Raw genomic sequence first — 16,981 nt, forward strand, 5'->3', positions numbered from 1 at the left:
TGAAAGAGGCCTTGTTCATGCGACTCCTTACACTAAGTCTGTTTCTTTTCGTTTCTGCGAATCTGGTGAATGCCGCAGAAAAAACGAAACCGGTCAAAGCGGCAGTGGATCAGAAGCAACTCCACTTCTTTGAAAAAGAAGTGCGTCCCCTGTTGATCAAGCACTGCCTGGAATGTCACAGCGAGAAAAAACAGAAAGGGGAATTGCGACTCGATTCCCTCAAGGCCATGTTGCAAGGGGGCGAAAGCGGCCCGGCCATCGTTCCCGGTAAGGCGCATGAAAGTCTCCTCGTGGAAGCAATTAACTTTGAGTCTTTTGAGATGCCACCGGAACAGAAACTCTCAGACAAAGAAATTGCCACGTTAACCCGCTGGGTCAACACCGGCGCTTACTGGCCTGATAACGCCGGTTTTGTAATCAAGCAACGTAACAACGAAACGTTCTTTACCGACGAAGATCGCAGCTTCTGGGTGTTTCAGCCTGTGAAGCAAACCAAAGTTCCCGAAGTCAAATCGCAGGCCTGGTCTAAGAACCCGGTGGATGCCTTCATTTATGATCGTTTGAAAAAAGAAGGCCTGACCCCCGCGGGTGAAGCGGACCGTACAACGCTGATTCGACGTGCCTATTATGATTTAATCGGCTTGCCGCCGACGGTAGAGCAAATCAATGCTTTTGTGAATGATCCCTCTCCCGACGCCTGGCCGCGATTGATCGATGAACTGTTAGAGAGCCCGCACTACGGCGAAAAATGGGCGCGGCACTGGTTGGATGTCGTGCGTTACGCCGAGTCCGACGGGTTCAATCAGGACGCATTCCGCCCGGAAATCTGGCGATACCGAGACTATGTCGTGCGTTCCTTCAATAGCGACAAACCGTATTCGCAGTTCGTCAAAGAGCAGCTGGCTGGTGATGAAATTGCTCCGGAAGATCCCGAGGCACTGGCGGCGACCGGTTTTCTCAGACACTATCTATATGAATATAATCAACGCGATTCCCGCACGCAGTGGAATGATATTCTGGACAATATCACCGATGCCACCGGTGACGTGTTCATGGGCGTCAGCATGGGATGTGCCCGCTGTCATGATCACAAGTTTGATCCGATTCCGCATCAGGACTACTACCGCCTGCGTGCCTTCTTTGCTCCGCTAATGCCACGCGATGATGTGCCTTTTGTCACACCACAGGAACTGGCAGAGTACAATCAGAAATTAGATGCCTGGGAAAAGAAGACAGCAGTGATTCGCAAACAAATCGACGAATTGACGAAGAGCACTCTGGAAAGAGCCGCAAAAAGTCAGATTAAAATGTTCCCGCCTGACTTGCAGGAAATCATGGACAAACCGGAGCAGGAGCGGACGGCACTGGAACACCAGTTGGCAGATCTCGTTCAGCGGCAGGTGGACCTCAAGCAAAAATCCTCACTGGCATCTCTCAAAAAGAGTGAAAAGCCCAATGGGAAAAAATACAATGAGCTGCTCAAAGAGCTGGCTGCTTTTGATAAGCTGAAACCAAAACCGTTGCCGACCGGCATGAGTGTGACCGATGCACGCGGTGCAGCACCCATCACGACCATTCCCGATGACCCGGACCACCGACCGATTGATCCCGGCTTCCTGTCTCTGTTGAAGCCCGGCGAAGCGGAAATTGTTCCAATTTCAACAGCCCCGCATTCTTCAGGCCGCCGCACAGCGTTGGCAAACTGGATGGTGAATCCTCAAAACCGTTTAACTACGCGTGTGATGACCAACCGTGTCTGGCAGTATCACTTCGGTACTGGTCTGGTTTCGACTGCCAATGACTTCGGTCATATGGGCGAAGCACCCAGCCATCCTGAATTGCTGGACTGGTTGACCAGTTATTTTGTCGACAACGGCTGGAGCATCAAAAATATGCACCGTCTGATTATGAATTCGCACACCTATCGTCTGTCTGCATTTCATCCTGCGGCGAAACAGGCCGAGCTCAAAGATCCGCAAAATCGTCTACGTTGGCGTGCCAATATTCGTCGACTTAATTCGGAGGATATTCGAGATTCGGCACTGTTCCTCTCAGGCGAACTTGATACGAAACTGGGAGGTCCCAGTGTCAGAGCGAGCCAGCCACGCCGCAGTATCTACACGATTATGAAACGCAACGTACAGGACCCTGTTCTGGGTGCATTTGATTTGCCAGGCGGGATTAAAAGCGTCGCGCAACGGGACGTCACCACCACCGCGAATCAGGCACTGCTGATGATCAACGGCGACTGGTTCCTCAAACGTGCGAACGCGATGGCCCGTACTTTGAAAGCCAAATCCTTTGCCAATGATCAAGAGCTGATTACGTACCTGCATAAGATGACGTATGGAACAGCGCCCGAACCTGCGGAAGTGGAGTTGCTGTCCGGATTCCTGAAGTCACAGGAAAAACGCATTAAAGCCGAAGCAGACAGCCAGGAGCAAACCTTCATCGGTCAAATCACACAGACGACCGGCGAAGCCGTCAAACTCGGGAAAGGTTCTACTCTGAGTAATCTGCATGTGGCCCAATCAAAGTCGCTTCCCGATCAGGATTTCACGATCGAAGCTTATGTGCAATTAGAGTCGATCTATGAAAATGCCGCCGTCAATACCATTGCTTCACAATGGACGGGAAACAACAAACAGCGAGGCTGGTCACTGGGAGTCACCAGTAAGAAGTCGGCTTACAAACCACGCAATCTGATCCTGCAACTGGTGGGTAACAACAAGGCCGGGAAACTGACCTACGAAGTGGTGCCCTCCAACCTGCATCTGGAATTAAATAAGCCCTATTATGTCGCTGCGACAGTCAAGATTTCTGAAGCCGGTGAATCGGGAATTCAGTTTTTCGTGAAAGAACTGTTTTCCAAGAAACCGCTCCAGAGCGTCTCAGTCAAACATAAAGTCATCAGTGACTATCGTCCTGAAAATAATCTGGTACTCGGGGGTCGCGATAAAACGACTGGCAGTAAATGGAACGGTCTGCTGGATAACGTGCGGCTGTCTGGAGCTGCTTTGAGTCAGGAAGAACTCCTGATTCAAGATAGCGGGAAAAACCCCTCAGCCACGATTGCGTTCTGGCAATTCAATACCAAGAGCGGACTTTTGAAAAACAGCCTGGCAAATGCACTGCATATCCTGCCTCCCTCTGAAACTTCGATGGGCGCCAGCGATGCACGCCATCAGGCACTGGCAGATTTATGTCACGTTTTCTTAAACTCCAACGAATTTCTCTACCTCGATTAATCATTCGTGACTCACGATAGCAATAGCGGAAAGATAGACTTATGAGCAATCAATCATCACAGGCATATCCTGATTCGACGATGAGTCGACGCCAGCTTCTGTATTCAGCGGGTGCAGGTTTCGGCGGGCTGGCCTTGAATGCGCTCATGGCGGAACAGGCCAATGCCGCTGCCAAAGGCAGCACCAAACCATTGTCCCCTTTAGCCGCCAAGCAGACACACTTCCCGGCAACGGCGAAAAGTGTCATCTTCCTGTTCATGGAAGGGGGCCCAAGCCATATCGACCTGTTTGATCCCAAACCGCAATTGCAGAAGCTGGCTGGAAAACCGCTTCCGGAGAGTTTCAAAAAACCGATTACCGCGATGGGTGAAGTCAACGCGCCACTGCTTCCCTCCCAACGAAAATGGAAACAGCACGGCGAAGCGGGAACTTGGATTTCCGATTGGCTGCCCCATACAGCGAAGTGTGCTGACGACATCGCGGTCTTACGCGGTTGCTGGACGAACGGCATCAATCATGCGGGTGGCGTCTGTCAGATGAATACGTGCATTCCGCTGGCTGGACGCCCTTCTTTAGGCAGTTGGGTGACCTATGGTCTGGGAACTGAAAATGAGAGTCTGCCTGCATTCGTTGTCATTCAGGATAATACCAGCACGGTTGTGAATGGTCCGCGTAACTGGGGGACGGCGTTTATCCCTGCCGTCTATCAGGGAACGCGGCTCAACACCGGAAAAACACCGATTTCCAATTTGTACCGTCCCGATGAAATTTTTCCATCCCAGGAATCCGGCAAGTTGGACTTATTGGCGCAGTTAAATAAACGTCATGCAGAGTCGCGAAAACAGCAGTCGGAGCTGGCTGCCCGAATGGAGTCTTATGAGCTGGCATTTCGCATGCAGGCTGCAGCTCCGGAAGCCGTCGATCTGACGCAGGAAACCGAAGCCACTTATAAGATGTACGGCATGGATGAGAAAGAGACCAAAGTCTACGGCACGAACTGTCTGTTAGCACGTCGTCTGGTCGAGCGGGGCGTCCGTTTCGTTCAACTGTATAATGGTGCCGGCAGTAAATGGGATTCTCATTCCGGTATTGAAAAACGTCACGCCGCTCTTTGCAAAGGCATGGATAAGTGTGTCTCTGGTCTGCTGACCGACTTGAAACAGCGCGGCTTGCTGGATTCCACTTTGGTGGTCTGGGGCGGCGAATTTGGTCGCACTCCGATGAGTGAAAAAGGAGACGGCCGCGATCATAATCCCACCGGGTTCACGATGTGGATGGCGGGCGGCGGTGTCAAAGGGGGCCAGACCATTGGCGGAACTGATGAGCTGGGGCTCTATGCGGTCGAAGATCGGATGCATGTCCGTGACATTCATACCAGCATTTATCACTTGATGGGCCTCAGTAACATGAAACTGGAATATCGCCACAAAGGCAGCCCGGAACGCCCCACCTTGAACGAAGGTGAGTTCATGAAAAAACTGGTGACTGGCTAGTCGTTCCTAAGTATCTTTCATAAAAAGAGTTACGTGATATGCGCAAGGGTTTGAGTGTTCCAGGAGACTCAAACCCTTGCTTTTTGCATAAACCTGATAATTTCACTCTTTTCCTTGAATCAAACTCGTTTGAAATTCCTCTCTTGCACTTACGCCGCAAACCGATACTATAATATATAAGCAACTCTAAGATATTATTGGTTCTTTGAGTGCGATGTGCCCTCCATAAAATACTATCCTGTCATCAGGGATAGCCCACACTTAAACCATTACCAAGAGAGTCTTCTTCTATGAACGGGCGACTTTTCCTGGCGTGTCTGTTTTCAGTTTCCTTTAGTCTGAGTGCTGCTCAAGCCGAAGACCCTGCGAAAAAAACGGATGCCCTCTCTTTTGAAAATGACGTGCGCAAAATTCTCAAGGTTCACTGTCTGCACTGTCATGGTGAGAATGGCGAAACGGAGGGGAGCCTCGACCTGCGTCTCAAACGTCTGATGGTCAAAGGCGGCGACAGCGGCCCCGCGATCGTTCCCGGCAAAAGTGGCGAAAGTGAACTGATTGCCCGCATTGAAGCCAAGGAAATGCCCCCCGAAGGCAAACATATGCCCGAGGAAGAACTGGCGATTCTCAAACGCTGGGTTGATCAGGGTGCACACACTTTGCGACCAGAGCCGGAAAAAATTGACGCTGATTATGTATTCCCGGATGAATTGGCGTTCTGGTCTTTTCAGCCTGTGAAAAATAATGCCGTTCCCAAAGTCAAGCAATCCAAACTGGTTCGCCAGCCTGTTGATGCATTTCTACTGGCCAAGCTCGAAGAGAAAGGTCTGACCTTTACTTCCGAGGCTTCGAAAGCAGCACTGGCACGCCGTGCATTTTTTGATCTGATCGGTCTGCCTCCGACGCCGGCAGAATTGAAACAGTTTCTCAATGACAAAAGCCCGGACGCGTACGAAAAGCTGATCGACCGTCTGCTGGCATCAAAACATTATGGCGAACGCTGGGGCCGTCACTGGCTGGATGTCGCCGGATATGCTGACTCCGAAGGTTACAACAACAAAGATATGGAACGCCCCTGGGCATATCGTTATCGTGATTATGTGATCCGCGCGTTCAATGAAGATAAACCTTACGATCAGTTTCTGCAGGAGCAACTGGCGGGCGATGAAATGGTCAAGCCCCCTTATCATAAGCTGAAGCCGGAAGAACTGGAAAAGCTGGTCGCGACCGGATTCCTGCGGATGGCCCCGGATGGAACGGGCAGTAATCCCGCCGAAAAAGAGGTCGCTAAGAACCAGGTGATTACGGACACTGTGGATATTGTTTCGTCATCGATTCTGGGTTTGACCGTCGCCTGTGCTCAGTGTCACGATCACAAATACGATCCGATTCCCCAGAACGATTACTATCGCTTCCGTGCCATTTTTGAACCGGCGTTCGACTGGAAAAACTGGCGAACACCGGCCGGCCGTCGTATTTCGATCATGTCAGATGCAGACCGGAAAATCGCCAATGAATTTGAAGCCGAGGCAAAAAAAGTCCTCGCCGAACGCACCGAACTGGTCAACAAGTTTATCGACCGGACATTAGAACGCGAGCTGCTCGATGTTCCCGAGGAGAAGCGGGACGCGATGCGCAAAGCCTATAAAACAACCGGAAAAGAGCGAACTAAAGAGCAGGTCGCAATGCTCAAAGAGTATCCGCGGATTAATCGTCTGTCTGCCGGTTCGCTGTATCTGTATGACCGCACCTTACACGAGCAATCGGGTAAGGCGACTCAGAAAGCCAAAGAACTGGCCAAAACGCTGGTTGAAAAAATCAAGCAGGAAACGCTGGAGAAAATTCCTGAAGCACAACGGGCCAATGCGTTGGCGGCCCAGAAAGCGGATGCGAAAAAACGGACTGACGAACAGAAAAAAATCATCGCCGAGTTTCCCGGGCTATTGGTCTCCACTTCCAACCTTGCGGAGTTTGATAAGGCAGGAGCTGCAGAGGTCCAGCACCATAAAGACGAAGCCAAGCGGTTTTTGGATCTGAAAACGACGGCTGTCCTGAAGGAGTACAGCGACAAAGCAACCGCGATCCGCGACAAGAAACCGAAAGAAGAATTCATTCGGGTGCTGACCGAAGTCCCCGGCAAGGTTCCCAAAACCTTCTTCTTCAATCGAGGTGATTTCGAACAACCCAAGCATGAATTGTTGCCCGCCGGCCTGACGGTGATTAAATCCAATCTGGAAAAAACGGTTGAGATCCCCGCTGTCAACAAAGAATTGCCGACAACCGGACGCCGATTGGCATATGCAAATTATATCACCAGCGGCCAGCATCCTTTGACTGCGCGGGTCTTCGTGAATCGACTCTGGCTGCATCACTTCGGTAAAGGCATCGTCGCCTCACCCACCGATTTCGGAAAGCTGGGAATCCCGCCGACGCATCTGGAACTGTTAGACTGGCTGGCGAACGACTTCGTAACGCATGGCTGGAAAATCAAACGTCTGCATAAAATGTTGATGACGTCCACCGCTTATAGGCAAAGTTCACAACGTTCCGACGAATATGATGTGGCCGACCCGGACAATCTGCTTTACGGTCATATGCCCGTCCGCCGTCTGGAAGCGGAAACGATTCGCGATTCGATTATTGCCGTCACCGGAAAGCTCAAAACCGACCTGTATGGTCAGCCCGTGCCCGTGAAAGAAGATGAAGTCGGACAGATCGTCGTCGGAGTAGCGAACGTTGATTCGGCGGGCCGTCAGGGGAAAGCCATCAAAATGGATGATCGCAAATTCCGTCGCAGTATCTATGTGGCCGTCAGTCGCAGTAAACCTCTGGCGGTTCTCGATATGTTTGACGCTCCGAAAATGGAGCCAAATTGTGAAAAACGTTCATCTTCCACCGTCGCGCCACAATCACTGTTAATGATGAACAGTGGCTTTATGGTCGAACATGCCGAATATTTTGCAGAGCGACTGGAAAAAGAACAGGCTGGAAATCAAGCTGAGCAGGTCAAGCTGGCCTGGATGCTTGCGTTTGGAAAAGAACCTTCCACTGAAGAAGTGCAGCAGTCAGTTGAATTTATCAAATCGCAGATACCCCAGTTCAAAACAACAGCGAAGGCCGCCGGAAAAACGCCGGAGCAATTGGCGCTGGCAACTTTCTGCCAGGCGTTGTTGAGCAGCAACGGGTTTCTGTATGTTGACTAAAATCGATTCACATTGAATCAGCTTTAAAAATTTTTGACGCCTGGTATCAGAACGGTATCGAATTATGAATCATAAACCAAACATCTCAGCCGCCCATTCCCGCCGTCATTTTCTGGCGACCAGTTCCATGGGCATTGGTTCGGTCGCATTATCCTGGTTGTTGAATCAGGAACAGTTACAGGCTAAGACTCCTGTGGTGCGGCCCGAGTTGGAGAAGAAGCATTTTGACCTGAAGCTGAAGCCCACGCATCACGCTCCCAAAGCGAAAGCCATGATCTCCATGTTCATGCAGGGCGGCCCCAGCCATCTGGATATGTTCGACCCCAAGCCGATGCTGCAAAAATATGACGGCAAGAAATTCCCGGGCGACATCAAGTATGACAACGCGGCTCAAGCGAGTTCCAAAGTACTCGGTAGCCCCTGGAAATTCAGCAAGCATGGTGAGTGCGGTACGGAATTGTCTGAACTATTACCCGGTCTGGGAGAAGTCGTAGACGACATCGTACTGATGCGGTCCATGCATACCGGTGTGAATAATCATGGCCAGTCCATTTATGCGATGCACAGTGGCCGCATCCTTCCCGGCCGGCCGACTCTGGGAAGCTGGCTGACTTATGGACTGGGTTGTGAATCGGAAAATCTGCCCGCGTACATCGCGATGGTCGATCCGGGAGGCGCACCTGTGCTTGGCGTGGATAATTGGACCAACGGCTGGCTGCCTTCCCTCTATCAGGGAACCGTGATTCGTCCTAAAGAGCCACGGATTCTGAATCTGAATGCGCCCCCCCATCTCAGCGGGAAAGCGCAGGAAAAATACCTCGATTTCCTTGGTCAACTGAATCAACGCCACCTGAATCAGCATCCAGGCGAAGACGATCTTTCCGCCCGCATTGCCAGCTACGAATTGGCTGCCAAGATGCAGACCGCGGCGACGGAAGCACTCGACCTGAGTCAGGAGACAAAAGCTACGCAAGCCATGTACGGCATCGATGTTCCTGAATCAGCCGAGTTCGGCAAACGGTGTCTGATCTCCCGTCGCCTCATTGAACGCGGCGTCCGTTTTGTGCAGATCATGACAGGCAATCAGCATTGGGATCACCACACCAGCATGCGAACCTCACTGCCACGAACCTGCAAGCGGGTGGATGTACCTTCTGCCGGCCTGGTCAAAGACCTCAAACAACGTGGTTTGCTGGATGAAACCCTCGTGCATTGGGGCGGCGAAATGGGACGTTTACCTGTAATCCAGAATGACGCCGGCGTTGCGAAACAGGGCCGCGATCATAATACCTACGGCTTCACCATGTGGCTGGCCGGCGGTGGTTTGAAATCAGGCATGACGTATGGCGAGACTGATGATTTTGGTCACTATGCGGTGAAAGACAAAGTCAGCCACAGTGATTACCACGCGACCTTAATGCATCTATTCGGCCTCGATGCCGAGCGGTTGACCTTCACTCGCAACGGAGCAGAACAGACATTGATTGACGGTCAACCCTGCCGGATTGTGAATGACATCATTGCCTGAGTTCAGTCACTGAAATGACCGATACATATCGATAAAAAAACGCCCTGGTTCAACAGGGCGTTTTTTTTGTTTGACTCATCGAAGTAAATTCAGCACTACTTTGCGGGGACGGCGATCATATCGATCACCAGAATCCGATTCGGAATCCCCACGCTTTTCACCGTCGCTTTAGAAGCTGCCGGCGGACGCTGAGGGTTGTAATATTCCTGGCGGATCTTGCCGAAGTCGCCGCTGATTTCATTTTCAGAAACATAATAAGTGGCTTTCGCCAGATGCTCCATATCACTATGGGCTTCGCCAACGACCTGCTTCAACTGATTGAACACACTGTGAATCCGGGTACTGTTGTCGCCCGGTTCTTTAGATGTAATTCCCGAGACATAAATTCGATCGCTGACATTCGCAATAGCCACCCGGCTGAATACGGGCGAGGATTTCATACCGGTCGGCGTTTTATACGTGACGGTCTCCGCAGGCCGCGTTGTAGAAGAATCGTCTGGCAGTGCGACGATCATCTCAATTTCGATCGGCAGGGAGGAATACCATTCGACCAGTGTGACGGGATGCTTGCTGTCGTACGGGAAAAAACCGTCGATGACCTGGCTGGCTGCTGTTGCCTCGGACATCGGAGTCAGGAAGGCTTTGATCTGGATAATATTTTCTGGTGAACCTCCCAGGTACTTGAGGGTCTGGAAAAGTTCTTCCATCGTCTTTTTAGTGGACTCCGCCAGGGTGTCAGCTTTTACCGCCTGACCTGAAATGTAAGCAGTGCGTCCTGCCGGCAATAAAGCAGCACGGAATCCGGAAACATCGTCATTAAAAATCTGTGCTTGTGCCAGTTTCTTATTGGAACCTGATACGGCAACAGCATCCATGGCCACCAACGCTTTGGGATCAGGCAGTTTAGTGACCACATACGTGCACGCTGGTTGAGCCGTGACTTCCAGTTCCTGGGCCAGTCGTTGTCGTACTTCCGGCACCAGATCTTCACGGGCAACATAGATATTCAACTTCACCAGTTGATTCAGATTACTGTCTACTTTACCGAGTAAGTACTTCAGATTCTTGAGTACGAGCACGGTCTGGTCAACGGCGCCTCCTGCAGCAATTTGTCCTCCTTTGATATTCAAAGGCAGGATCTGGGAGGTATGTGCCAGGACATCGTCTTTGACAATTACACAGAGTGAAGCCCCTGTTTTTGTGGAAGGCTTATAATAAGAAACCTCAGCAGCAGCCAGACCGGTCATTGTTAAAAACAAAACGGCAAGCAGTGAATTTGTCAGAGTTTTCATGATGGACTCATCATTCTAAGAGGATTGATTTCAGTTCATTCCGAAACGAAGCACTACGAATCAGAATTCGTTTCCATTATTTTACTCGCCAGAATTCATCAAAGAAATTGGCATCCACGACTTTGCCCGGATATTGGCTACTCGCGGGAGTACGCAAGTCGATAATCGCCCAGTCAGGCAGCATCGGCACCTGGCGTGCATTATTCAGATACGCATATTCGCGATAGGTAAAGCCGCTGTTGAGGACCACGTATTTTTCGGGGTTCAACGGATTCGGGAAAATCAGGATGGGAGCATGATGATCGGCAGGGTATTGCTTATTGCCGACGACAATCGAATCCTTGTTCCATTGGATAGGCAGCTTGTCCACAATTTTTTTGATGAGTTGGTTACTCTGGGGATCGCCCCACAGCACCAGATTGCTTGCAGCGATTTCTTTATCCGTGATCAGTGAATCCTGCATCACGCGGGCATCACCGCGAAACTGCTGACGCCAATGCACGATGGCGTGTTTCATTTCGGACTGAACCCACTTGTCTACAGTCGGCGAAGCACAGGTTCCGGACGGGGAGACAAAAATAAAGGAATCCATGAAGGCATCGTCAATCGGGCCTTGCAGATTATGTTTTTTAACGAGTTGACCCGGTTCATAAACGGCGGGTCCCAACTGCCAGCCCGCAGCAGTATTATGAAACGAAACCTCCCAGGAACGGTCTGATTTGGGGCGTGGCGCTTCGAGTACGACATCATCAATCTGAACGGTGACCGGTTGCGTCATATCCATTGGTGACTCTCCCGCTGCCATCTTCAGTGTGAATCCGGTGACATTCCTGGTTTTGACGTCCACCCGGTTTCGCGAACGCAGACGGGCATCAATTTGTGCCTGCGTCCATTCTTCGCCCATCGCATCCAGGGTGACCCACGCCATCTGATTGTATTTCAAAGTATAGGCAACCAGATGCACGGTACGGGGAACTCGCTGACGGCCCACGCGTGCGAGGGAATCCATTTTGTCTTCGATGACCAGTTTGGAATCGGGGTGAATCTTGTGTGCCGTGTTGGGGCCGATGATATGCACGAGATCAATGCCGACTTTTTTCAAGGCGTCTTCCATCACGTCGGCTGCCTGCTTCTGACGGTCGATTTCCCCACTGTAGGCAACGGTCGGACACTGATACAGATTGAGCGCGTAACCGGGGCAGTCATACATTTGCCACAATTTCTTTTCGTACCAGGTCGGTTTCAGTGTCTCTTTCTGAAACACATCCAGGAACAGAGGTGTTTCTGAAAAGCCGGCTCCCGGATTCGCAGCGAACCAGCGATCCGCATAATGTACGGCGAACTGCCAGCAGGCAGCGCCTCCCATTGAAAATCCACGAACGGAGACGCGGTCGTCATCGATACGGTAATTCTGCTTTGTTGATTCCAGTGCTTCCAGTACATCGATTTCACCGGCGAACTTGAAGGCATTGGAATAGCGACCGTAGGGATGCAACACGATGGTGTTGGCAGGCGTGTATTGTCCACGTGAGCGTTGCTGCTGGCTGATGAAGTTGACTTCGCTCAGCCGTTCGCCTCTGCCATGAAACCAGAGGTCACACCGATACTGGCTTTTTCCTTCAAACGTATAGCTGTCGGGAATCACCAGGCCGTAGGGTTGCACGGTCTGATCGATCTTCGAGATATAACCGCGGACGACCAGTCCTGTCTGACGTGTCCAGGGGGCTTCCCCTTTGAGTAGTTGATCGGCCCGTTCCTGCCCCTGTTGTAATAGCTTGAGCCCGTTGCCAATTTCGCGTTCGTGAAAGAATTCCTGATATTCAAGGGCACACCGCACGGCTCGATGATAGATTTCGACATCCGGAATCAACGCTTTGATTCGCGCGTCTTTGCTCTTGTTCAATTGATCCAGCGAGGTCTGGAGTTTCGCCAGTCCCTGTTGTAGCTCCTGTTTTTTCGCTGCGGGAACTTCAACGCCGAGTGCAGGGATGCGACGGACCTTGTCGGGAATGTTGTCAGCCGGGCCGTCCGCATACACCAGGGTAGGGGAAAGTGTCACACACAGGGCTAACGCGATTGTAGTTTTGACAATAAAATTTCGTGGAAAAATCATAGGGGGGCTCTCGCAGGATATCGGATGATCGGGAATGTTGTAACTTCTTAAACGATCGTGACTAACATTGTTCTTACTATCATGCCGCACGGACGATGATTTGAAAACTGTTTCGGCAAAGATATTCTGCGATCGAGCAAAGAGACTGTTTTAGGGAAAATTGGCATGGACCCTTTGAATCGTGTTTGTTAGAACAGTGCCGCACCTTGCCCCCTGAGTCTAGAACATTTCTTTCCTTATTGTCAGTGGAGTCATACCATGTTCAACAACGTTTTCTCGATCTGCCTGATTTCCGTGATTTCCCTGGGGCTTGTGACTTCCGGTTCTGCGGCAGAGGAAAAGAAAACGACTGCTGCGGCTAAGGTGCATACACTCCAGCTTCCAGGAATGGAACTTAAGGGAGAGGAAATTGATTATAAGGTGAAACGGGATGGCAAGCATGACGTCAGTCTCCGTGGTCAATCTGCATTGAAAATCGACGAAATCGTGATCACTGCCAACTTTATCCATGTCACGTACTCAAAAATAGAGGATGCGGTTCTCGACCTGAAGGGAAACGTCACCATTTTCAGTAAAGGCGACAAACTGCGGGCCAATGCCGCGGAAGCCAAGTTTGATTTTGGCGCGAAAGCCCTCACGCTGAAAGGGGATGAAGAACAAGAGGCACTTTTGATCCGGTATACTGGTTCAAAAACCACCCATATGGAAGCAGCCGAGATTGAAATTCAATTTAAAGATCAAAACGTCGTGTCGATCAAATCGCAGGGACCTGTCGAAATCTCGGAACGGAATGCGACCAAAGAAGATCGTCTCTTCAGCCCCCAATCCAGTCCTGGTGATCTTTTTGGAGTTCCTCAAACTCCTCGTCCGACCTTCGAATCGGATCCGTTTTCCAGTCCTAAAGCTAATTTTTTCAGTTCTCCGAAGGAGTAAAAAACAGAACTGTGATGATCACGAGTCAGGTCTGGAGGACCAGATAGGGCTACTATATTAGTCTGGAATGGGAGTTTTGTGATGTTGGCACGAAGTTTCGTTGTACTGTTTTGTCTGTTTGGGTATCAAATTCTTTGCCAGGCAACGGACCCTGAGTTTGACGCTGATAAAAAGTCAAAAATCGATTCGGTCCGGTTGACGGAAACACAGACACTTCAGTTCGGCCCATTTTCCATGCGGGGAAAAGATCTGAGTGTTCGAGTTAAGAGTCCTGACCAGAAAATCATCACGCTGAAGGGAAATGCACAGCTTTTGTGTGGTCAAACACGGATTTCGGCAGACTGGATTGAGGTTTCGTATCAAAATCAGCAGGATTTGAGAATGAGACTGGAAGGGAATATCGAAATCGAAAACGAGCGGGATCAACTGCGGATGTTTGCACGGCATGCCAATCTATTTTCTTATGCTCATCGGCGGTCGTTGATTCTCCATTGTCGGGATCGAGAACATGTCACCCTGCTGCGAACCAGTAAGCAGAAAACGACTCAGATTGAAGCCTCCCGGATTGAACTCTATTTCCCCGATCCGCATTCACTGCGGATTACTGCCATTGATATTGTCAGTGTCAATGAACGCCCGGCTAGATCGACAGATCTGGTGAAAGTGGAGCCCTCCGCCCAGAGTGAGTTTGATTTTTTTGACGGGATTTCGATTACTGACTGCCAGATTGGTTTTAAAAAAAGCCAAAAGAAAACGCGTCAGCCAAGTACGGAAACTGAGAAATTGCAACTGCTTAAATAAGCTGAGCCACTCAGATGTCTCTAATTCAGAGAACAATCTCTGCTGTTTTCTAAGGTGAAAAACGCTCTTGACCCGTTTTTCACTTTGCAATAAGCTTCCGATCCACACAAATCTCTCTCAAATCAAATCTCAATTCTCTTCAGGTTTTCTACTTTGTCGATTCCGGCACTGTTTGATAACTCAATGCGTAATTCAGTTTGAAAAACTGAATGGGCACAGGTTGTATTCACACCACCTGGCTGCTTGAGGATCAAATTGCGTTCGGGACCGGTCTTCGTTGAAAACAAACATTCTGAAAAGACTTTTTTCTCACAAACGGGGTCGTACTGTGAAGAGCTCAGTCAATTTATTAATCGTCGTAATCATGCTGACAGCCGGTTTTACGGGGTGTCAGAAACTGAATTTGAACCCACAGAACTGGTTGAATCCGGCCAGTCTGCGTTCTCAAAGTCCGGACGAAGACGAAACGTCGCTGGCTGATGAATTTGAAACAGACGTGAAAGTAGAGACTCCCTTCATTGGAGAATACACGCAAATCACGGGGAAAAATCTGATCGCACTGCAAGGAGTGGGACTGGTGACCGGCTTAAACGGGACGGGTGGAAATCCGCCGCCTTCGGTGCACCGTGAAGCATTACTTCGCGAGATGCGCCGCCGCAATGTGAAAAATCCGAACCATATTTTACGCAGTCCCTCCACAGCACTGGTGATTGTAAAAGCCTATCTGCCACCGCTGATTCGCAAAGGCGAAACATTCGACGTGGAAGTCTATCTGCCCGGAAACAGTGAAGCGACCAGTCTGGAAGGGGGCTGGTTAATGGAATCCCCCCTGGCTGAACAGGCGATGATTCAGGGACGTGGCCTATTGAAAGGTCATATCCTGGCCAAGGCACGCGGGTCGATTCTGATCCCGCCGATGTCGGAAGAAGATCGTAAAAAAGGGACCGCAGGCATTCTGCGCCGTGGACGGATTCTGTCTGGTGGAATTTCCAAAGCGGAAGACCGTGATCTGGCGTTGTATCTGCGTAATGATTTCAAGAGTATTCGAAATGCACAACGTATTGCCAATCGAATTGGCGGCCGCTTCCATCACTTTGATAAATACGGAATCGAAGAACCATTGGCAGAAGCCAAGACCGATAAGAAAGTCGTGTTAAAGCTGAAGCCGCGGTATAAGCATAACGATTCACGCTACCTGCAGGTGGTCCGAAATATTGCCTTCCGGGAGACCGATGTGGCGCAACGTGTGCGGATGCAGAAGCTGACCGAGGAAATTATGATGCCTGAGAAAGCCGAGCGTGCTGCGATTCAGCTGGAAGCGATCGGTAAAAAATCGATTCCGATTCTGAAAGCGGCTCTGAAGAGCCCGCTGTTGGAAGTTCGTTTTCATGCGGCTGTCGCGCTGGCTTATCTGGATGACGGATCGGGCCTCAAGGCGCTGGCAGAAGCGGCTCGCGAAGAACCGGCGTTCCGTGTCTATGCACTGGCGGCGATGTCGGCCATTGATGAGCCTGAAGCACACATGTATCTACGCGATTTGATGAGTATGACCAGTGCCGAAACCCGCTATGGTGCATTTCGCGCTCTCTGGACTCTGGATAAAAACGATCCGTTTATTCGCGGCGAAGATATGAACGGGCAGTTCCTGCTGCACGTTCTGGAGACCGAACTGGAAACGGTTGCCGATCATGATCCTGATGCCAAAGAGGGGAACCCGAAAAATGGGGGACCTATGATTCATATTACCCACCGTAAGCATCCGGAAGTAGTTCTGTTCGGTTCGAAACAGGAGTTTCGTGTGCCGATTGCCGTGCGGGCTGGAAAAGTCTTAATCACCGGTGCACCGGGTACCGAAGAAATTACCGTCAGTAAATACGAGGTTGGCGAACCGGATCAGCGGAAGCGAGTTCCCAAAAATATTGCCGTCGTGATTCGAACGGCGGTCGAGATGGGTGCCAGTTATCCTGATATTGCCCAAATGATATTACAGGCAAATCAACAGGGTAATATTGACGGCCAGGTTGAAATCGATGCATTACCCGAAGGGGGCCGCATGTACTATCGGCCTACCGAGGAAGATGCTTTGATGGCTCTGAAATCGGGATCTATGAAATCCAACAAGCCTAAGCGGAAGAAGGGGGCTCGTATCGGAAATCAGAATGTGGTTCCGAATATTTTCCACTCGGGAGCACCTCAGGAGAAAACGTCAAAAAAATCTAAGTATGACTTAGATGAAGATGAAAATGGAAAAGCAAGTTTAGCAGATTACCGCAAGTCAAAATCATCAGACGATGATGACGACGATAAATTCATCAAACAGACCACGTTCCAGAGCTTGTTCCGTTACTTCAGAAAATAAACCGACTTCGAACT

9 protein-coding genes are annotated in these 16,981 nt (G+C 50.4%); 7 read left to right on the plus strand and 2 right to left on the minus strand.

The features are described from left to right. Positions 1-17 precede the first annotated feature (17 nt). The 4 genes from Pan241w_RS04110 (at position 18) to Pan241w_RS04125 (ending at position 9,469) form a co-directional block, all read left to right on the plus strand. Positions 18-3,248, plus strand: a complete 3,231-nt coding sequence (locus tag Pan241w_RS04110; RefSeq protein ID WP_198000317.1) for a DUF1549 domain-containing protein — start codon at positions 18-20, stop codon at positions 3,246-3,248. A gap of 41 nt (positions 3,249-3,289) precedes the next feature. Then, positions 3,290-4,741 carry a DUF1501 domain-containing protein gene (locus tag Pan241w_RS04115; protein WP_145211366.1) on the plus strand — a complete coding sequence of 484 codons (1,452 nt, stop codon included), beginning with the start codon at positions 3,290-3,292 and terminating at the stop codon, positions 4,739-4,741. Between the two features lie 290 nt (positions 4,742-5,031). After that, positions 5,032-7,941 (plus strand): PSD1 and planctomycete cytochrome C domain-containing protein, encoded by a 2,910-nt coding sequence (locus Pan241w_RS04120; protein ID WP_145211369.1) that lies wholly within the window; start codon positions 5,032-5,034, stop codon positions 7,939-7,941. Positions 7,942-8,005: 64 nt separating this feature from the next. Then, positions 8,006-9,469 carry a DUF1501 domain-containing protein gene (locus tag Pan241w_RS04125; RefSeq protein ID WP_145211371.1) on the plus strand — a complete coding sequence of 488 codons (1,464 nt, stop codon included), beginning with the start codon at positions 8,006-8,008 and terminating at the stop codon, positions 9,467-9,469. Between the two features lie 95 nt (positions 9,470-9,564). On the opposite strand, the gene Pan241w_RS04130 is transcribed toward Pan241w_RS04125, so the two are convergent. After that, complete coding sequence (locus tag Pan241w_RS04130) at positions 9,565-10,761, minus strand: RidA family protein (protein WP_145211374.1); 1,197 nt, start codon at positions 10,759-10,761, stop codon at positions 9,565-9,567. A gap of 76 nt (positions 10,762-10,837) precedes the next feature. Then, positions 10,838-12,874: a prolyl oligopeptidase family serine peptidase gene (locus Pan241w_RS04135; protein ID WP_145211377.1), complete on the minus strand. Its 2,037-nt coding sequence runs from the start codon at positions 12,872-12,874 to the stop codon at positions 10,838-10,840. A gap of 258 nt (positions 12,875-13,132) precedes the next feature. On the opposite strand from Pan241w_RS04135, the gene Pan241w_RS04140 reads away from it, so the two are divergent. The 3 genes from Pan241w_RS04140 to Pan241w_RS04150 all read left to right on the plus strand — a co-directional run bounded on the left by Pan241w_RS04140 (position 13,133) and on the right by Pan241w_RS04150 (position 16,967). After that, a complete protein-coding gene (locus tag Pan241w_RS04140) occupies positions 13,133-13,807 on the plus strand; it encodes a hypothetical protein (protein WP_145211380.1) in 675 nt (224 codons plus the stop codon). 81 nt (positions 13,808-13,888) lie between these two features. Continuing rightward, entirely contained in the window at positions 13,889-14,608 is a 720-nt protein-coding gene (locus Pan241w_RS04145) for a hypothetical protein (protein ID WP_145211383.1), read from the plus strand. A gap of 328 nt (positions 14,609-14,936) precedes the next feature. Then, on the plus strand, positions 14,937-16,967 hold the full coding sequence (locus Pan241w_RS04150; protein WP_145211385.1) for a flagellar basal body P-ring protein FlgI: 2,031 nt from the start codon (positions 14,937-14,939) through the stop codon (positions 16,965-16,967). Positions 16,968-16,981 lie beyond the last annotated feature (14 nt).

Source organism: Gimesia alba (assembly GCF_007744675.1).
Lineage (GTDB): Bacteria > Planctomycetota > Planctomycetia > Planctomycetales > Planctomycetaceae > Gimesia > Gimesia alba.